Origin of the sequence: Corynebacterium choanae, assembly GCF_003813965.1 — a bacterium.
Lineage (GTDB): Bacteria > Actinomycetota > Actinomycetes > Mycobacteriales > Mycobacteriaceae > Corynebacterium > Corynebacterium choanae.
Window position 1 is genome coordinate 2827663 of sequence record NZ_CP033896.1, and the last position, 18690, is coordinate 2846352.

Annotated in this window: 14 protein-coding genes and 4 tRNA genes; 8 read left to right on the top strand and 10 right to left on the bottom strand. The window is 57.9% G+C overall.

Annotation, left to right across the window (positions count from 1 at the left end):
* Window positions 1-246 precede the first annotated feature (246 nt).
* Both CCHOA_RS10025 and CCHOA_RS10030 read right to left on the bottom strand, forming a co-directional pair.
* Window positions 247-798 (bottom strand): nucleoside deaminase, encoded by a 552-nt coding sequence (locus CCHOA_RS10025; RefSeq protein ID WP_377739522.1) that lies wholly within the window; start codon window positions 796-798, stop codon window positions 247-249.
* Entirely contained in the window at window positions 788-1771 is a 984-nt protein-coding gene (locus CCHOA_RS10030) for a tRNA adenosine deaminase-associated protein (protein ID WP_245992135.1), read from the bottom strand. Before CCHOA_RS10030 ends, CCHOA_RS10025 begins: the two co-directional genes overlap by 11 nt.
* A gap of 50 nt (window positions 1772-1821) precedes the next feature.
* Between CCHOA_RS10030 and CCHOA_RS10035 the strand changes: the two genes are divergently transcribed.
* Window positions 1822-2883: a prephenate dehydrogenase gene (locus tag CCHOA_RS10035; protein ID WP_123930217.1), complete on the top strand. Its 1062-nt coding sequence runs from the start codon at window positions 1822-1824 to the stop codon at window positions 2881-2883.
* Window positions 2884-3203: 320 nt separating this feature from the next.
* On the opposite strand, the gene CCHOA_RS10040 is transcribed toward CCHOA_RS10035, so the two are convergent.
* From CCHOA_RS10040 to CCHOA_RS10055, 4 genes are all read right to left on the bottom strand, one after another.
* Window positions 3204-3279: transfer RNA gene (locus CCHOA_RS10040), tRNA-Arg, on the bottom strand.
* A gap of 135 nt (window positions 3280-3414) precedes the next feature.
* Window positions 3415-4188, bottom strand: coding sequence for a DsbA family oxidoreductase (locus CCHOA_RS10045; RefSeq protein ID WP_123930220.1), 774 nt, complete (start codon window positions 4186-4188; stop codon window positions 3415-3417).
* A 266-nt stretch (window positions 4189-4454) separates the two neighbouring features.
* Window positions 4455-4527, bottom strand: a tRNA-Arg gene (locus CCHOA_RS10050).
* Window positions 4528-4573: 46 nt separating this feature from the next.
* Window positions 4574-4662 (bottom strand) — tRNA-Ser (locus tag CCHOA_RS10055).
* A 169-nt stretch (window positions 4663-4831) separates the two neighbouring features.
* Between CCHOA_RS10055 and CCHOA_RS10060 the strand changes: the two genes are divergently transcribed.
* A complete protein-coding gene (locus CCHOA_RS10060) occupies window positions 4832-5884 on the top strand; it encodes a histidinol-phosphate transaminase (RefSeq protein WP_123930224.1) in 1053 nt (350 codons plus the stop codon).
* 319 nt (window positions 5885-6203) lie between these two features.
* Here the strand turns inward: CCHOA_RS10060 and CCHOA_RS10065 are convergent.
* Both CCHOA_RS10065 and CCHOA_RS10070 read right to left on the bottom strand, forming a co-directional pair.
* Window positions 6204-6291, bottom strand: a tRNA-Ser gene (locus tag CCHOA_RS10065).
* A gap of 78 nt (window positions 6292-6369) precedes the next feature.
* On the bottom strand, window positions 6370-8475 hold the full coding sequence (locus CCHOA_RS10070; RefSeq protein WP_123930227.1) for a S9 family peptidase: 2106 nt from the start codon (window positions 8473-8475) through the stop codon (window positions 6370-6372).
* 113 nt (window positions 8476-8588) lie between these two features.
* Here CCHOA_RS10070 and CCHOA_RS10075 point away from each other — a divergent pair, with 113 nt between their 5' ends.
* On the top strand, window positions 8589-9557 hold the full coding sequence (locus CCHOA_RS10075; RefSeq protein ID WP_123930230.1) for an NAD(P)H-quinone oxidoreductase: 969 nt from the start codon (window positions 8589-8591) through the stop codon (window positions 9555-9557).
* A gap of 176 nt (window positions 9558-9733) precedes the next feature.
* Here the strand turns inward: CCHOA_RS10075 and CCHOA_RS10080 are convergent, their stop codons facing one another.
* Entirely contained in the window at window positions 9734-11131 is a 1398-nt protein-coding gene (locus CCHOA_RS10080) for an aminotransferase class V-fold PLP-dependent enzyme (protein WP_123930233.1), read from the bottom strand.
* A 614-nt stretch (window positions 11132-11745) separates the two neighbouring features.
* On the opposite strand from CCHOA_RS10080, the gene wzm reads away from it, so the two are divergent.
* Together wzm and wzt are read left to right on the top strand one after the other, a co-directional pair.
* A complete protein-coding gene (gene wzm / locus CCHOA_RS10085) occupies window positions 11746-12594 on the top strand; it encodes a galactan export ABC transporter permease subunit Wzm/RfbD (protein ID WP_123931168.1) in 849 nt (282 codons plus the stop codon).
* An 85-nt stretch (window positions 12595-12679) separates the two neighbouring features.
* On the top strand, window positions 12680-13498 hold the full coding sequence (gene wzt / locus CCHOA_RS10090; RefSeq protein ID WP_123930236.1) for a galactan export ABC transporter ATP-binding subunit Wzt/RfbE: 819 nt from the start codon (window positions 12680-12682) through the stop codon (window positions 13496-13498).
* Between the two features lie 318 nt (window positions 13499-13816).
* On the opposite strand, the gene CCHOA_RS10095 is transcribed toward wzt, so the two are convergent.
* The gene (locus CCHOA_RS10095; protein ID WP_206425795.1) at window positions 13817-14560 is read right to left on the bottom strand and encodes a FadR/GntR family transcriptional regulator; all 744 of its coding nucleotides are present in this window, start codon (window positions 14558-14560) and stop codon (window positions 13817-13819) included.
* A 699-nt stretch (window positions 14561-15259) separates the two neighbouring features.
* Here CCHOA_RS10095 and CCHOA_RS10100 point away from each other — a divergent pair.
* The 3 genes from CCHOA_RS10100 (at window position 15260) to CCHOA_RS10105 (ending at window position 18669) form a co-directional block, all read left to right on the top strand.
* Complete coding sequence (locus CCHOA_RS10100; protein WP_123930239.1) at window positions 15260-16843, top strand: ABC transporter substrate-binding protein; 1584 nt, start codon at window positions 15260-15262, stop codon at window positions 16841-16843.
* A 176-nt stretch (window positions 16844-17019) separates the two neighbouring features.
* Window positions 17020-17175 (top strand): hypothetical protein, encoded by a 156-nt coding sequence (locus tag CCHOA_RS10755; protein ID WP_164472470.1) that lies wholly within the window; start codon window positions 17020-17022, stop codon window positions 17173-17175.
* 537 nt (window positions 17176-17712) lie between these two features.
* Window positions 17713-18669 (top strand): ABC transporter permease, encoded by a 957-nt coding sequence (locus tag CCHOA_RS10105; RefSeq protein ID WP_123930242.1) that lies wholly within the window; start codon window positions 17713-17715, stop codon window positions 18667-18669.
* Window positions 18670-18690 lie beyond the last annotated feature (21 nt).

Below are 18690 nucleotides of genomic sequence, written 5' to 3' on the forward strand. Positions count from 1 at the left end.
TGTGCAGCAGTGCCCGCACCCGGTGACTCCACTGTAGCTGCATCGACGCGTGGACGACGTGCACCGTAGCAACGACATAGCGCCCACCAGCAGTTTCATCGTCGCCGCACACTGCTGTAACCCTGCCGAATCATTCCCTGCAACACCACACACCCCTGACACCCCCACCGCAGGCAAATTCTTCTCGCCATGCGGGTGTGGTATTGCTGCGAAGTGCAGTCGGATTCTCCCCGCGGTACAGGTGGGTTATTCCCCGCCAGCTTCCTGGTCGCGTAAAGCACGAAAGAATGCTAACAGCAGCTCCGCGCAGGCAGCTTCGGCAATCCCACCCCGCACTGCCACATCAGTGATCCGTCCCCGCCCCCGCAGCAAATCCACCACCGAACCACACGCACCAGTTTTCGGCTCATATGCGCCGAAATACACAGTTCCAATCCGGGAGGCTTGAATAGCACCGGCACACATTGCACAAGGCTCTAACGTCACCACCAGAGTGCAATCCGCTAACCGCCACGAATCCTGCAGGTGCTGTACTGCCTGCCGGATCGCCACAATCTCGGCGTGGGCGGTGGGATCACCAGTTGCTTCCCGCTGATTCGTGCCGCAAGCCACCAGATTGCCGGAGGGGTCAACAATGATACAACCGACTGGAATATCCCCCGCCGGTGTCTGGTGAGCCACCTCCACCGCCTGCTGCATCAACGCCTCAGCCTCATGCAACCACACCGGCTGCGGAAGAAACCCGCCGATCACCGATTCGGTCACCCGGTCAGACTGGGTGCGGCGACTACAGTTCACCAAGGTCGAATGTTTCCGCAAGCAGGTCAGCAAAACCAACCTCGTCGGCAATGCGCAACAGCTGATCGGTTGCCCACAGTTGCGAATCGGCACAGATAACATCCATCACCTGTGCGGAAACCCCCAGATCGGCGAGGATCTCAAAATCGCCTTCCGCCCACGGCTCCAACTCGTCAAGATCATCATCGTCAATATCTGGCAGTTCAGCACCGATCTCGCTGAGCGCATCGGCAGCCAAATCATCAACTAATGCACGGGTCGCATCCGACAGCAGCACCTTCACCCCATCAGGTGTGGGGCGAACAATGATAAAGAAATCATCGTCTAGGCACAGCAGTGCAAACGCCGGCCCTTCAGAGCGTTGTTTCCGCACTTTGGCAACAACCCGGTCAAGCGAATCTGGAATATCCACCATCTCGGTGACGATCCACTGATTGTCCCGGGTGGTAACAATGCCGATAAACGACTGCGGATCGAAATCGTCATCATCATCGTCATCGCCATCGTCATCATCGTCGTCGTCATCAGCGAAGTCGTCGTCTTCGCCGTCTACGAAATCATCGTCATCGCCATCGTCATCATCGTCGTCGTCATCAGCGAAGTCGTCGTCTTCGCCGTCTACGAAATCATCATCGTCGGCAAAGTCATCATCGTCATCGTCACCAAAATCGTCGGTGTCGTAGTCGTCGTCAGTAGCCGACTCGTCGACAGCAGCTACCCGATGATGGGTGGGATATTCGGCCTGCTGTCCAGCGGCAGAAAACTGGGCTTTCGGTTCCGTCATCTCTACCGGACGCGGATTATGCACAGGCGAAGCAGTCGACGCCTGCGCGAAACCGTCATGGGCTGCCGCACCATGCATCGGTGAGCCCTGGTCACGACCGCTATGTGCGCCTGTCACATGGCGGGTTTTGCCGGCAGTGGTGGCGCCAGTATGGGAAGGGAAAGTTGAGCCGTGACCTTGTGCGTCCATGGAAATCAAAAATAGTCGCAAATTCTCCACTTGTCAGCCATACTTGGGGCGTGACTGTGTCTTCGCTGAATCGTGACGTCTGTATCTTAGGGCTCGGCCTTATTGGGGGAAGTCTGCTGAAAGATCTGCAGGCTAGTGGCCATTCCGTATTCGGCTACAATCGTTCCGCTGCCGCCGTTACGGCCGCCACCAGTGAAGGCTATGCCGCAGACACCGATTTAGCAGCGGTCCTCACTGCTGCCGCGAAACGGGATGCACTCATTGTGATTGCCACCCCCATGCCTGCAGTCGCCGCGATGCTAGATGCGATCGCCACCTATGCGCCCACCTGTTCGTTTACTGATGTGGTCAGTGTGCAACAAGCAGTCTGTGACCTGGTGGTTGAGCGTGGCCTGCAGGATCGCTATGTGGGAAGCCATCCAATGGCGGGAACTGCCCACTCCGGCTGGGAAGCCGCCCAGGAAGGCCTGTTTCACGACGCCGCCTGGGTGATCGGATTTGACGCTGCAGCAGCCGCCTTCGCTTCCAACGAGCCTGTTCCACCACAGTGGATTACCACCTTCGTCGATGTGGTCGCCCTTGCCCACACAGTTGGCGCCCGCGTTATTCCAGCAACCGCAGCCCGTCACGATGCGGCTGTGGCACGGATCTCTCATCTACCGCATGTGCTTGCCGAAGCGTTAAGTGTGGTGGGTGATCAAGGTGGTGCGTTAAGTTTGTCGCTGGCCGCCGGATCCTATCGGGATGGAACCCGGGTCGCTGGAACCCAACCAGCGTTAGTACGGGCAATGTGCGAAACCAATCATGCTGCACTATTGGATGCGCTTGATGAAACAATCACGTTGCTTTCCGAGGCCAGGCACACCTTGGCGGCACAGCCGCCCAGTGTGGAGATCCTCGCGGAGGCCGGATATCGAGCCCGCACCCGGTTTGCTGCGCGCAGCTTAGCGGATGGAAAAACTCGTCCGGTGATTCGTCTGCAGCCGGGGGCGGATGATTGGATTCACCAGCTCATGCACGCCGAACATACAGGTGCAGTCATTGACATCTTCGCCCCGCGTCCCGAAAACTCAGGAACACACCCTAACGAGCAGCCAGATACCCTGCGGTAAACCGTTTCCCGCCGAAGGGCGGGCTACCCGCTTACCCGGTTTCATCACACGGCCACCACTGTCATGTGCCCACAGCACACCCTTGCACAAGCCCACCGTCCTTCCGCAAAGGCGACTCACCCTAGTCGCACCTGCGGAAATATTTGGCTTCCATGCTGGGTCATAGCACTTGCCCCACCTGTGCAACGACACACTGTGCGCTAGACATCAATTGTGTGCGCTGAGCATCAATTGGCCGATAGCAGTCCCACACCACTTAAGGGCAGGACAAAACGAAAACACCCCAGTTCCTGCTGTAAAAGCAAAAACTGGGGTGTAAGTGGTGCGCCCGGAGGGATTCGAACCCCCAACCTTCTGATCCGTAGTCAGATGCTCTATCCGTTGAGCTACGGGCGCATGCTGCGCTAGGCAACGAAGAACGATGTTACACCGGCCGGGGGAAAGCTACAAATCACCGAAACTCACCCCGGCAACCCCATCCCCCGGCACCGATCTCCCCGGCGGGTCTCCTCACAGCGGAGGTAAGGACAGCTATTGCCGACAGCAACCATCCGCAGCGCAGCATCCATCAGTGAAATCGCCCTCTGCATCCGCAGCGACATCGCCCCCTGCACTGTCATCCTGCGAAGACGGCGACTGACTCGATGAACCCGCAGCCACCTCGGAGTTTTCGCCGCGCAGTTGGGCAAATGCTGCGTAAAACACTTCCTCAGGTTGTGCACCGGATACCGCAAACCGATTGTTGAAAATAAACGTTGGCACACTAGTGATCCCAAGCTGAGCAGCCACCGCCTCATCCTGGCGAACCGCCGCCACATACGGTGCATCGTCGGCAATCGCCGCCTGTGCACCGGCACGATCCAGACCAACCTTCACCGCCACATCAACCAGCACCGCCGGATCACTAATGAGTAACCCCTCCGAAAAATAGGCCTGAAATAAGGCCTCCATCAGGGCGTTTCCCAAACCGTGTTCCGCAGCATAGTGCGCAAGCTGATGTGCCCGCAGTGTGTTGGTGTGTTTCATCGCCGCAAAGTCATAGTGCAAACCAAGCTGTGCACCCTGGTCGGCAATAGAGCGGTTGATGCTGCGTGCCTGCTCGAGAGGAATGGAATATTTCTTCGCCAGCAGCGCCTCAATCGGGGTGCCGTCATAGTCGTGCGCCTGCTGATCCAGTTCGAAAGAACGCATGGTGATCTGCACTTCATCGGCAAGATCAAGCTGGTCAATAACGTGCTGCAGACGCTGCTTCCCGAGATAGCAGAAGGGGCACACAATATCGGAAAAAATATCAATAGTGATCATAGAATTACTCGTCTTTGTTGAAGGTGGAGTCGGCTACCGACGTCGATATCGACAAACCCGCAGTGTGGTCTCTGTCTTGGGCTATAACGGCCACACTCCCCTGTACTATTCCCCAACCCACCAGATACACATGTTGCCCCTTGAGCTGTCAGGTGTCATGACTTGCGTGGCTTATGTTTGCCCCTTCACCCAATCTGCGGCAAGGCTACAGGTTCCCCAACGCGAAAACCTCCAAGAACGCAAGGTTCTTGGAGGTTTCCATCATGTGCGCCCGGAGGGATTCGAACCCCCAACCTTCTGATCCGTAGTCAGATGCTCTATCCGTTGAGCTACGGGCGCATATTCATTTATCAACACAACGTTGGAATACTCCAACAGTGTTGCGCGGAGGCGAGAGGATTTGAACCTCCGGTCCGCTGTTAGGCAGACAACTCATTAGCAGTGAGTCCCAATCGGCCGCTCTGGCACGCCTCCAGCCGGTGAACTTCACCAAGTATGGTGAAGATCCGACGATGGGAGATACTACCGTGCCTCTACACGCTTACGCAACATTGCAGGCCAATGCGGGATCTCGCAGGACGACCGGATGGGCAGCATGCTGCATTTATTACTGCCCACACCGCCATTGGTAGGCTCTTCTACCATGACGTTCACCCTGCGCGATGATCTTGGCCAAATTCCTCCCTATGTTCCCGGTAAACGGGCACCGGAAGCGGTGAAGTTATCGTCGAATGAGGTGCAGTTGCCGCCACTGCCAGCCGCAGTAGCAGCAATGGCCGACGCGGCCGCGACCGCCAACCGCTATCCCGACATGTCGGTGCATGAACTAAAACATGAGCTCGCCAACCATCTTCACATTGACGCAGCACAGGTGACCTGTGGCTGCGGATCATCGGCACTGTGTCAACAACTCGTGCAAGCCACCTGTCGCCCCGGTGAGGAAGTCATATTTCCGTGGCGTTCATTCGAGGCCTATCCGATTTTCGCAATGGTCACCGGTGCCACCCCGGTGCCTGTTCCACTCACCGACAGCCACCACGTCGATCTCGTGGCAATGGCGCAGGCGATCACCGACCAGACACGGCTAATTTTTGTCTGCAATCCAAACAATCCCACCGGCACAACAGTCACGAAACAGGCTTTTGCCGAGTTTATGGCGGCAGTCGGCTCCAATATTGTTGTGGCGCTTGACGAGGCATATTTCGAATATGTTCGCGACGATGACACCCCCAATGCTGCGGAACTTTTGGCTGTATATCCCAACCTGGTGGGTTTGCGGACGTTTTCGAAAGCCTACGGTCTCGCCGGTGTGCGGGTTGGCTACGCCTTCGGCCACGCAGAAATCATTGCTGCTGTCGAACGATGTGCACTGCCATTTGGTGTTTCCGGGGTGGCACAAGCAGGAGCGCTGGCTTCTCTTGCGGCACAACACGAGCTGCTTGCCCGCACTGATGTGACGGTGCGGGTACGAGACACCTTCCAAACAGCAGTCGGGGCTGTGCCCTCACAGGCGAATTTTGTGTGGATTCCTACCCCCGACGCTGTAGACATTGCAGCTCACCTCGCCGCACGAGGGGTGCTAGTGCGAGCCTTCCCGGAAGGTATTCGCATCACCGTCACTGATGAGCGGGAGATGGATGTCGCATTGCAGGCTCTCCAAGCCGTCATAGAGGACACGGGGGCGTTACAGCAGTAAGCGTAGCTTTCCGCAGTGTCCCGCCACGGTTTCCCGCCGCAGCACCATGATTGCGTTCCGCCACGCTTAGCTCCAATGTGGAAAGCGGAGACAGCTTCACCATGCGAAGCGCAGCGATGGTGACGGTTGCTGGCAGCGGGGCAGGACTATTCACGAGCAATGCCACGGCTGAAAACCCGGCACCTGCATGCCATAACCATGCCGTAGCGAAGGGTTTTTTCTCTTCCCTAGGGTCTGCACCCGCTCATTGCATAACTTGGGTTTCACCAGCATCAACACAACACCACCCCTGTTCAATGATGAACAGGGGTGGTGTGTTTGGCGGAAGCAGGGGGATTTGAACCCCCGGATGGTTTCCCATCGCTGGTTTTCAAGACCAGTGCATTCGGCCGCTCTGCCATACTTCCTTGCCAGAAAAACCTTAGAGCGCTGCGGCCGTTTTGTCATATACCCTGCATAGAGCGGGTGTAACTGTGGGGGAACGGTTACTCGAGCAAACCGGTTGCCTGATTGATAATCCACGCGTCGCTAAATGCAGTTTGCCGCCACGACTCGTAACGGCCAGACACCCCGCCGTGGCCGGCGGCCATCTCTGTTTTCAGCAGGAATTCACCACCGGTGGCAAGATCCCGCAGTTTTGCAACCCATTTCGCAGGCTCAACGTAGAGCACCCGGGTGTCGTTGAGGGAGGTCGTCGCCAAAATGTTGGGATAGCGCTGCGCAGACACATTGTCATAGGGCGCATAGGAGGCCATGTACTCATAGACCTGTGGATCGTGCAGAGGATCACCCCATTCTTCCCATTCGGTGACAGTCAACGGCAGTTCAGGCATGAGCATCGAGGTGAGCGGATCGACGAACGGCACATCCGCTTCAATAGCGGTGAACTTCTCCGGGGCCATGTTGGCAACCGCACCCATCAGCAGCCCACCGGCGCTGCCGCCAGAGGCCACCAGCATCTCCGGGGTGGTGACCCCGCGGTGAATCAGATGGTCAGCAGCCGCAATAAAGTCGGTGAATGTGTTGCGTTTGGTGAGCATTTTGCCGTTGTCATACCACAGACGACCCATCTCCCCGCCGCCGCGAATATGCGCAATCGCCACAATCATGCCGCGATCCAGCTTGGACAGGCGAAACGCAGAGAATCCTGGATCGAGTGTCACCTCATAGGAGCCATAGCCGACAAGCAGCAGCGGATGTGGGGTGTTCATGTCCAGATCAGCGCGATGAATCAGCGAGATCGGAATGCGGGCACCATCTTCAGCTTTCGCCCACAGGCGGGTTGCCTTGTAGTCGTCAGGGTTGTAGCCGCCGAGGACTTCCTGCTCCTTGATGATGGTGCGTTCACCAGTGTCAAGGTCGAGCAGGAACAGTTTGTGGGGCTTGGTGAAGGTTTCCACACTCATCCGCAGCGAACGCGCATCCCAATCCATGTTCGTGGACGGACCGGCACTAAAGAGTTCCTCGTCGAAGGTGACTTCCTCAAAGGTAGAAAATCCGTCGCGAACATCCATAATCGCCATTCGGCCGATGGCACCCGCCCGGTAGCCGAGCAGAATCTGGCTGGCGAAGGTGTCCAATCCGGTGATTCGCACATCGTCGCGGTGCGGAATTAGTTGGGTGAGCTTGTCGAAATCAAACGGGATCGATAGCGGGGTGTAGCCGATCTCGAAGTTAGGGCCTGCCGTATTGTGCATCACCAGCCAGTAGGGGTCGCCGCCAACTTCGGCATAGGCGACGGAATATTCCACCTCGGGGCGGCGGGGTGCGAGACATTGCGGCTCGTCAGTGGGCGACGCGAAGGGGATAACATGCACCTCTGAGCTGAGTTTCGAAGCCGATTCGATGTAGATGTATTGTTCTGCCCGGTCGACGGATACTCCCAGCCAAAACCGCTCATCGGTTTCTTCGAACACGAGCACATCGTTGGCTGGATCATCACCGATCTTGTGCCGCCACACTTGGTTGGGGCGCCACATGTCATCGACTCGACAGTAGAAGAAATAGTCTTTACCAGCCCAAACCACCGATCCGGCAGTGCCTTCGATGACATCATCCAACAGTTCCCCGGAGGTGAGGTCTTTGACATAGATGGTGAAGCGTTCATCGCCTGCCGCGTCGGTGGAATAGGCGATGAGATTGCCCGGCATGACCACCGCCAGTTCCGCGATTTGGAAGAAGTCGTGACCTTCAGCAAGCTCGTTGACATCGAGCATGATTTCTTCGCGTGGATGCGGGGTGGTTGGTTCGATAACAGGTGGTACTGTTTCGCCTCCTTCCGCCTTGATGCGGCAGCTAATCGGATAGCTTTGCCCTTCCACAGTGCGGACATAGTAGAAGTAGCCCTTGTAGTACACCGGCACGGACATGTCGGTTTCTTTGATGCGGGACTTGTATTCCGCGAACAGTTTTTCTTGCAGCGGAACAAGGTGTTCAGTGCGCTGCGAAGTGTATTCGTTTTCCGCCTCAAGATAGGCGATGGTTTCTGGATTGTCTTTGTCGCGCAGCCACTCGTAGTCGTCGACCATCTCATGGCCGTGGAAGCTGCGGATTGCAGGGATTTTCTTTGCTGATGGATGGGGCAAACTCATGCCTGGCAGTGTACTTCGCGCACTGCACCAAACGTGGTTTACGCCCCCTGGTCTTCTTCCGGCTGGGATGGTGATCCCCCTGGAGATAGTGAAGTTCGCTAGGCTGGGAGCTTATGAAAGCTATCACCTTGCAAGATCCCGCTGATAAGACTTCTCTTGTCCTCACTGAGGTTCCTGATCCACAGCTGCGAGCAGGGGAAGTGTTGGTTGAAGTCCATGCAGCAGGGGTGAACCGGGGTGATTTATTGCAGGCCGCCGGACACTATCCGCCACCCCCGGGGGCAAGTGAGATTATGGGGCTGGAGTGTGCCGGGGTCGTTGTCGATTCGGGCGATACCCATGTGCCGGTCGGCAAACAGGTGTGTTGTTTGCTTGCCGGTGGCGCCTATGCGGAAAAGGTGGCGGTACCGGCCGAGCATCTCCTGGAGATTCCGCAAGGCTATTCGATGGTGGATGCTGCGGCTGTGGTGGAAGTTGCCTGTACGGTGTTTTCCAATCTGGTCATGTTGGCTGGTCTTCGCCCCGGGGAGACGGTGCTTATTCACGGCGGTGCGGGCGGTATCGGCTCGTTTGCGATCCAAATGGCCAAGGAGCTGGGCTGTACGGTGATCACAACCTGTGGCAGCGCGGAGAAAGCGGAGTATTGCCGCAAGCTGGGTGCCGATGAGGTGATCAACTATCGGGAAGAGGATTTTGCCGAGGTCGCCAAGAATCGAGCGAATGTCATTTTGGACATTATGGGGGCGAAGTATTTGGCGGGCAATATTCAGGCGTTGGCTAACGATGGCCGGATTGTCATTATTGGTATGCAAGGCGGGGTGAAAGGGGAGTTAAATATCGGCAAGCTGCTGCAGAAACGGGGCACGATTATTACCTCTGCGCTGCGCAGCCGCCCCCTGCAGGACAAGGCTGAAATTGTTGCCGCCACCCAGCAGGCAGTGTGGCCGCATTTGGTGGATAAATCGATTTCCAACTCGATTTCGAAGGTGTTTCCGCTGGCAGAAGCAGCCCAGGCGCATGCTTGGTTAGCTGGTGGGGAAAATACAGGCAAAGTGGTGCTGCAGGTGGTGGACAACGAGTAGTCGAAACTCAGAGTCGTCCAGGTTCTTGTACCGCAATCACCCTGTCTGCGGCGCTGGTGTCAGCAATCGGGCAGGGTGATTGTTGTTGCTATCACCCCAAGCGGTGGTGGCCGGTGTTTTTCGCCGCCTGCAGACTGTGGTGGGGCGGTGGGTTCCCCGGGGAGCGGATGGAAAAGTTACGTATCCAAGCCGCGGGCGATGTCGGTGAGTGCGGCGATCAGGGCTGCTATTTCTTCGCTGGTGTTTGTCGGGGTGAGGTGGATGGCAACATACTCGTGTTGTGTTGGACTGTCGTCAGTGCTGTCGGTAAATGGGTCTTGATCGCAGATAATGCCATAGTCGGCGAGCGCTGCGGCGAGTTCCGCAGCGGTGTAGCTGGCCATGCGGATCGCTACTGTGCCAAACAGGGCAATGTCGCCGTCGCGAGTATCCGGTAGATCACCGAAGATGTGCACCTGGGGGATGTCGCTGATCGCGTCGCTGAGTTCAGCCAAAAGTCCTTCAATATGTTCTTGCACCGCAGTGAGGTAGCTATAAAGCTGTTCAGGGCGGTCAGCCTGCGGAAGGCGTGCCAGTGAGGCTAAAAAGTCGACGAGCACACATACCCCTGCAGCGGCTGATCGGCACACCTCATTCGGGGTGATCTGCGGCCAGGATGCTGGTTGTGCAGATTGTTTGCGGTACGGCTGTGCCGGCTGTGGGGGTGTTGCCCCCGGTGTGGTTGTGGATGATGCCAGCCGGAAGCTGGTGTTTGCCCCAGTGAGCTGGTCGGCCACGAATTGATCCCGGCACACTACCGCGGTGATTCCCGGCGCGCCACAGGAAGCTAAATCAGCGAGGAGAATGTCGCAGCCGAGTTCGTCAACGTTGAGCGGCAGTCGCCCGACCAGGGTACTGACATCGCAGACGATCCACAGTCGATGCTGGCTGCGGAGCGTTTCGGCGATCACTGGGAGGGGAGAGACCACGCCGGTGTGCAGATGTGATAAAGCAAGGACTGCCAGGCGAAGTTGGGGGTCTGGTTGAGGGTTGTCGCCGGATGGGAGGTGTCCGGCCGGGTTAGTCGTCGAACCGGTGTGGTGAATGCTGATAGCGGCACCAGTGGCAGTGGCAGCAGCCCGCATGGTGTGTTCAACGATGGGGTCGACGTCGGCGCCGAGGAGGAGTCCGCCGCGGGCAAGACGGGATTGGCAGCCGGCGGCGATTGCCACACTGGCGAGTTGTTTTGTCGCATAGAGCAGGACACAGTCCCGGTCGGCGAAGAGCAGTTCAGCGACTGCGGCGCGGGCTTGTTCGATAAGGGTGGTGTGGTCGGCGGTGCTGGTTGCCACCGGGGTGTTGATGAGATTGGGGTGGCTTCTGTCTTGGCTGGTTGTTGTTGCTGGGGTTAGCAGTGGATGGGTGAGGAGTGCCTGCCGGTGGGCGTCGGCGACGACCATGGGGAGTTGTCCAGTGCCGTTGGTGGCGAAGTCGATGATGCCTGGATGCAGGCCGGCAGTTGCTGCCCGCAGGGATTGGATAAGGATGCCGCGTTGCGACATCGGTGCGGTAACTCGAGTGTGGCTACGCATCATGGTTCCCGGCGATCCTCCCGCGTCGCGACACCGCTGCCAGTGGTGGGCTGTTGTTGTCCTGCAATGGTCGTAGCGTTGGTGTGTTGCAGGGCTGTGCAGCCTTCTCGAGGGGTTGCAAGGTGTCGATGATCTCTGTGGTTCCACTACCCGATCCCCGCAGCGGTGACTTCAGGGTTGGCCAGTCACCACATCCGGGCAAGCAGTCCCGACGGTTGTGCCGGTGGATGATCGGCAAGGGTTGCCACAGGCTGCACCGGTTGTTGGGTAGTGCTGTTCACACCTTACCGGTTGGCCGCACATCGGCGGGTGTTACCAATATCGGATAGGTGTCTTTTCACAGGTCACTGGCATGGTGTTCCCTATTTTCCGTACTGTCGTAAGTTGCTGTGTGAACCGAGTTTTTCAGAAACCTGGGTGGTGATGTCACTGCCGGTGGGCAGCTGTGGCGCTAAGCCGCCCGGGGTGTGGCGGTGTGCTGATCGGTCGGGGGTTCGTCACCGGTTGCCCGGAAGGTTGCCGGGGTGGAAGATCTCACTGGGGCGTGCTACCGGCTAGGGTTAATCACTGTGTCCGACAATCGCCAACTTCACCGCCGGGAACTCGACCTTGCTCGCATGACGAGCAGTACTGTGCAAGCCCCGCATCCGAGCGAATCCACCACATTGAAGGCTGCGTGGAATGATTTGGTGCGCGGCTTTGGTCAGCATCAGCTGTGGCTGCAGCTGGGCTGGCAGGATATTAAGCAGCGGTATCGACGCTCCACATTAGGGCCGTTGTGGATTACGATCGCCACCGGGGTGATGGCGTTTGCCTTAGGAATGTTGTATTCGGTGCTGTTTAAAATCCCGGTTGCCGAGTTCTTGCCGCATGTCACCGTCGGGTTGATTATGTGGAATTTTATCTCCGGGGCGATTAAGGACGGGGCGGAGATTTTCATCGAGAACGAGGGGCTGATTAAACAGCTGCCGTCAGCGTTGTCGGTGCATGTGTATCGGCTGGTGTGGCGTCAGCTGCTGTTTTTAGCGCACAATATGGTCATTTGGGTGATCCTCATGGCGATCTTCCCCCGGCATCTTGGTTGGCAGGGTTTGCTTGCGTTCCCGGCGCTGCTGCTGCTGGTGGCAAACGGGGTGTGGGTGGCAATGTTCTTCGGCATTATCGCTACCCGCTATCGGGATGTGGCGCCACTGCTGGAGGCCCTGGTGCAGCTGCTGTTTTATGTCACCCCGATTGTGTGGACGACGCAGACCCTCTACGACCAGGGTGGGTCGATCTCTGAACGGGCGAAGCTGGCGATGCTCAATCCGCTCTACCACTATTTAGAGGTGTTCCGGGCACCGCTGATTGGGGCACCGATTGTCGCGTTGAACTGGTGGGTGGTGTTAGGCTGCACCGTCGCTGGCTTGCTGATTTCCCTGCTGGCGATGAAACAGTGGCGCTTCCGGGTGAGCTACTGGGTGTAATACTCAGCTTCTTTCCCCGCAGTGCAATGCCACTGTTTTTCCGCTTTGCTTCCCGCAACTTCTTGTCTTTGTAAGGAACACGATTATGGTTGCCATCGACACCTACAATGCGTGCGTCGACTTTCCAATCTTCGATGCGAAGTCCCGTTCGATGAAAAAGGCGTTTCTCGGCGCGGCCGGTGGAGCGATTGGGCGTAACGACAACAATGTGGTCATTGTTGATGCGCTGCGGGATATTAATCTGCACCTCCGGGAGGGGGACCGGGTGGGGTTGGTTGGCCACAACGGGGCAGGCAAGTCGACGCTGCTGCGGCTGCTGTCAGGGATTTATGAGCCGACTCGGGGATCGGCGATTATTGATGGCCGGGTCGCACCGGTTTTTGATCTTGGGGTGGGGATGGATCCGGAGATCTCCGGCTATGAGAACATTATTATTCGTGGTCTTTTCCTGGGGCAGACCCGCAAACAGATGAAGCAGAAAATGGATGAGATCGCCGAATTTTCCGAATTGGGCGAGTTCCTGTCGATGCCGCTGCGCACCTATTCCACTGGTATGCGGATTCGGCTCGCCCTGGGGGTTGTGACCTCGATTGAGCCGGAGATTCTGCTGCTCGATGAGGGGATCGGGGCGGTGGATGCGGCATTTATGGCGAAAGCCCGCAAGCGCCTGCAGGAGCTGGTGGAACGGTCCGGTATTTTGGTGTTCGCCTCTCACTCCAATGATTTCTTAGCCCAATTGTGTGACTCGGCACTGTGGATTGACCACGGGGAGATCAAGCAGGCAGGACCGGTAGTCGATGTGGTGCGCGCCTATGAGGGGGATGGGGCGGCTGATCATGTGCAGCGGCTTATTGACCGGATGACGAAAGAGGATAGTGCGGACACACCGGGCACAGTGGATTAGTCTTAGCGGCGCTGCTGGCAATCTGCCCCGCTGCTGCAAGGGTAGGTCACCCGGCTGATTCGCAGGCGCAAGGTGCTGTGTTATCGACCACCTATGCGGCCGGGTTGCGGGGGTTTCCCGGCGAGCAGCAACGAGCGCACCTATGGATGTCGTCTGGTACAACTCAAAGATGCTCGCCACGGGCACATTGCGGGAGGCAGCGACGGCGCGCACCACAGCGGGATAATTGGGGGTGGGTGCCGGCAGTCGTGTCGGTCGCGGCTTAAATCGCCCAGCTATTCCCAGGTTGGCTGGGGCATGGTGACTGCAGTAGGCAAGCTAGTGCAGGTCAGCTTGCAGTGCTTTGGCCAGGGGGCGATAGTGTTCGATGACTGCTTTCTCATAGGCGGCGACATCGCCTTGGCAGGCGGCGCGCAGCATATCACCGTGTGCCCGGGCTGTGAGCAGCAGGCCTTCCGGGTTTTCGATGCCGAGTTTCGGCACGACTTGTTGATGCACCCGCCACATGGAGCTCACCAGCTGGCGGACGACTTCGTTGCCGGCCAGTGCCAGAATCCCGTCGTGGAAGGCCATATCGGCTTCAGCGAAGGTGGCGCCCCCTTCGGCGCGTTCAATCATGGCATCGACGAGGGCTTCTAAACCCGGTTGGGAGGTGCCGCGCAGGGTGCGGCACACTTTAGTGCCCAGCCCCAGGTCGAGGGTACGGCGCACCTCCACGACTTCTTTCAGGGTTTGCCGATCCCCTTGGCTGGACAGCAGTGCTTTAAACGCTAATGCTTCAACCAGCGGGGACATTGACATGGTGCCGACGAAGGAACCGGCCCCTTGCCGGATCTGCACAATGTCGAGGGCTTCCAGCCGGCGGAGTGCTTCCCGCACCGAGGAGCGTGATACGCCGAGTGCTTCACACAGCTTTGCTTCACCGGGGAGTGGATCACCCGGCTTCAGGCCATGGGTGAGGATATATTCCTTGATGGCCTCGGTGGTGGCGTCAGTCCGATTGGCGGTAGCCATCCGTGACGCGCGCGCAATCATTGGCGAGAGGTGGTGTGGCGTACCCATACTTACAAAAACTATCACAATTGGTCTGACAACCATTGCCCATGGGTGGGGTATTTAACGTGAGAGTCGCCATAGGAGTACGTGACCCAAGCCACGTTCACGGAAGTGCACAGCAATCACAGTATCCCCACCCGCCTGCAGCGATAGCGAAAACACCTGCAGTGAAGTTCGGATACCCTCACCATGAGACACCCCCACAATGGGGTGAGCCTGTGACTGAAACGGGTGCAATTTCGCCTGCTGAGCACCGTTTAGGTAACAGAACGGCAACAGTTGTAGTGACGTGGATAACTTTCAAGTGACAGAGTGCCCTACGGCGCGTTACCGTGTGCACATAAGTTGTCTGACAATTGATTTGCCGTTTGTTCCACTCTGTGGAACGGCGAGCAGTTGCCAGACCTTGTACTCACGTTATGTTCCAACTCAATTGCCGCACCGCATTCGCGTCCGCGCCACCGGTTTTCCGCGTAAGGGACATTCCCACCCGCATACCGGCGTAACCGCGCTGACGCAGCCGATGCGGCAACTACCGCAGCAGACCTCTGGCCTGCTACCAGCCAACACGGATAATGAGCTCCCCCGTTGAGCAGATTGTTCCCGCTGACTGTGTGGCACACCTGGCAAACAAATGTTTGCGGCACTACGGCGGATGGTTTTTCCACCACCACCGTCTGCTGCGCTTCCCAAGGAGATACATCAATGCGTTCTGCTATTCTGCGCCGTCGCGCACTGCCGGCTGCTGCCATCACGTTGAGCTCTGCGTTAGTGCTCGCCGCCTGCGGCGGCGGCGTCGATGCCCCAACCTCGTCGTCGGATACCGGCTCCGGTGATAAGGCTGCCAGCGGCGAATCGATCATCAAAGCAGCTGTCGCCTACGACACGGACAACTATGATCCGTCGAACACCACCTCGGCACTGGCACTCGCCGCCAACTGGCACACCATGGAAGGGTTGACCGAACTCGACCCAGCCACCCGCGAAGCCTATCCGGCACTGGCTGGTGCCCTCGCCGAACAAGTCGACGACCTCACCTGGGAAGCCACCCTGCGTGACGGCGCCAAGTACTCTGACGGCACCGACGTCACTACCGACGATGTGGTCAACGCCTTCGAACGCACCATGGAAGGCTTCTACGCCCCATTCCTGTCCTTCATCGACAAGGTAGAAAAGAAGGACGAAAAAACCGTCGTCATCACCACCAAGTTCCCATTCTCCCTGGTGAACGAACGCATCTCGCTGGTGAAGGTATTCCCGAAGGACGCCAGCGAAGCCGACCTGAAGTCGAAGCCAGTAGGCTCCGGTCCATACAAGATGACCGAAGCAATCAAGTCGAAGTCCGTCGACTTTGCAAAGAACGAATACTACAACGGCTCCCGCCCAGCCGGTGCCGACAAGATGCACTGGGACATTCAGGTCGATGACACCCCGCGTGTCACCTCGATGACCACCGGCACCGTTGAGGCCATGGAATCCGTTCCAGCCATCAACGAATCCCAGCTCAAGGACGCTTCCGTCCAGGTGGAATCCGTGCAAGGCTTCGGTCTGCCATTCGTGATGTTCAACACCAAGAAGGCACCATTTGACGATCCACGTGTTCGCCAGGCTGTCCTCTACGGCATCGACTCCCAGCAGCTCATCGACAATGTGCTCGCCGGCAACGCAAAGCCTGCCACTTCCTTCCTGCAAGAGTCGCACCCGAACTATCACCAGGCTTCGAATGTGTACTCCTACGACCCAGAAAAAGCCAAGGCACTCCTGGCGGAAGCTGGTGTCAGCGACCTGCACTTCACCCTCAACACCACCGACCACCCATGGATCAAGCAGCTAGGCCCAATCATCAAGGACAACCTGGCTAAGGCAGGCATCACCGTCGACACCATCGACGCACAGGCCTCCGGCTCGATGTACTCCAACGTCACCGACGTCGACGATCCACAATTCGACGTGGTTGTTGCCCCTGGTGATCCTTCCGTCTTCGGTAACGACCCCGACCTGCTGATGAGCTGGTGGTACGGCGACAACGCCTGGACCCAGAAGCGCTCCCAGTGGAAGGACTCGGAAGGCTACACCAAGCTCCACGACCTCATGGAGCAGGCCGTCCGCGCCTCCGGGCAGGAACAGCAAGACCTGTGGAACCAGTGCTTCGACCTCATCAGCGAAGAAGTACCGATCTACCCGCTGTTCCACCGTTCAGTCACCACCGCCTGGAACCCAGACAAGCTCTCCGGTTTCAAGCCGATCGCACTGACCGGTATGTCCTTCCTGGACGTCACACCACAGTAAGCATCCCCGGTGGGTAACCACCCACCGGCGAAGCCGAAACTCCCCCTAACTGGAATACACAACCGGTACCCCAATTCCACCGTGCGGGCAACAGCCGTTAACCATGACGCTCGTTGCCCGCACCGCAAAAACCGTCACCGACAGTGGACGCACAGTAAGAAACAACAACCAACACTGTGCGTCCCTCCGGTGACACAAGGAATGAAGCGTCGCCAGCGGCACACACCAACAGCGACACTGCACCGGGTGGGATCATCCACGGTGGATCACCAGACCATGCGCGTATCTTCCGAATCTCGGACGAGTCGTCGAAGATTGGCATGACCGCTTGACCTACCGCTGCAGCAACAAGCGTGCATCCATTGCACGGGTGCTGCTGCAACGTGCAGGCGTTCATGCCATTCTTTTTGCCGAAAAAATCACATCTTTTGTCAGACAAGCTGACCTAAGCAGGGGATGGCTCAAGGTAACGAACCTTCCGCAATCCCCTGGTGAAACCGGACAATTTTGACTTACACCCCTCCCCCCGCTGATCTGATCTCTGCCGAAAAGAGCCCGATAACTCACCAAATGCCAACACCCTCCCCGGATAGTGGCGCGACGGGATTGTTGTTCACCGCATCCTAGCCGCAATCGACACTGGTGCTACCCCCCGCGACGGGTTTGGCAACCTGGCCCACAACTCGCATCATCCACCGGCTTGGGATAGCCTCTTCGCCCCGCGCAGCGGCTAGCCCACACCCAACACCGCACACCGCAGCCCCCATCGACAACCCGGGGTGGCGACATACTGGTTTGCTGGATCCCCCGGTGCATCATGGCGCGGTTACGAGCCGCAACACACGTTCAAGAAAGGCCACGATGTAGCAGTGAGCAATCTGATACGCCTTATCGGACGGCGCCTGCTGGCGCTACCCATCATGGTGTTGGGCATCACCTTCCTAGTGTTCTTTGTGATGTCCTTCAACCCTGTCGACCCCGCCTACGGTGCGCTTGGGGAAGGAGCCACCGAAGAACAAATCGCCGCATACCATGCCGAATACGGCTTAGACGAGCCGCTGCTGACCCGCTACGGAAACTTCCTCGCCGGGTTACTGCACGGCGATCTGGGCACCTACACCTCCCAGCGGCTTCCCGTCACCGAACGGATGGCGCAAGCCTTCCCTGTGACGATCTCGCTGACGTTCTATGGGCTGATCATTGCGGTGATTATGGCACTGATCTTCGGTGTGCTTGCCGCCCTCTACCGGGACAAGTGGATCGACCAGGTCATCCGCGTGGTTTCGATCATCTTCGTGGCCACCCCCTCATTCTGGCTGGCTGTGCTCCTGATTCAAGGGTTCACCTTGAAGTGGAATATTTTCCCCGCCGCAGGTCCGCTCTATTCCTTCGACTCGGATCCGAAAGCCTATCTCATGCGCATGGCGATGCCCGCCTTCGCCCTCGGGGTGCCGGTTGCCGGATCCCTGATCCGTGTCGTGCGTACCTCCATGGTTGAAGAACTCGACAAAGACTATGTGCGCACTGCCCTTGGTGCAGGTATCCCGAAACAGGTGGTGGTTTCCCGCAACGTGCTGCGCAATGCACTGATCACCCCGGTGACGGTGCTAGGTCTGCGGGTCGGCTACCTCATCGGTGGCGCGGTCATTATTGAAATCATTTTCGCCCTCCCCGGGATGGGTCAAGCCATCCTGGAAGGGATCACCTCCAACTATCCGGATTTGGTGCAGGGAGTCACCCTGACGGTGGCACTAGCATTCGTCATCATCAACATTGTGGTGGACATGCTCTACATCCTCATCAATCCGCGGATCCGCTCAGTGTAGTGGGGATGTGGAGATAACAAT

Coding starts and splice junctions, on each gene's coding strand:
- CCHOA_RS10060 (WP_123930224.1), top strand. CDS start 4,832: ATGACGTTCACCCTGCGCGATGATCTTGGCCAAATTCCTCCCTATGTT.
- CCHOA_RS10075 (WP_123930230.1), top strand. CDS start 8,589: ATGAAAGCTATCACCTTGCAAGATCCCGCTGATAAGACTTCTCTTGTC.
- CCHOA_RS10080 (WP_123930233.1), bottom strand. CDS start 11,131: ATGATGCGTAGCCACACTCGAGTTACCGCACCGATGTCGCAACGCGGC.
- CCHOA_RS10070 (WP_123930227.1), bottom strand. CDS start 8,475: ATGAGTTTGCCCCATCCATCAGCAAAGAAAATCCCTGCAATCCGCAGC.
- wzt (WP_123930236.1), top strand. CDS start 12,680: ATGGTTGCCATCGACACCTACAATGCGTGCGTCGACTTTCCAATCTTC.
- CCHOA_RS10030 (WP_245992135.1), bottom strand. CDS start 1,771: ATGGACGCACAAGGTCACGGCTCAACTTTCCCTTCCCATACTGGCGCC.
- CCHOA_RS10100 (WP_123930239.1), top strand. CDS start 15,260: ATGCGTTCTGCTATTCTGCGCCGTCGCGCACTGCCGGCTGCTGCCATC.
- CCHOA_RS10045 (WP_123930220.1), bottom strand. CDS start 4,188: ATGATCACTATTGATATTTTTTCCGATATTGTGTGCCCCTTCTGCTAT.
- CCHOA_RS10095 (WP_206425795.1), bottom strand. CDS start 14,560: ATGGGTACGCCACACCACCTCTCGCCAATGATTGCGCGCGCGTCACGG.
- wzm (WP_123931168.1), top strand. CDS start 11,746: ATGACGAGCAGTACTGTGCAAGCCCCGCATCCGAGCGAATCCACCACA.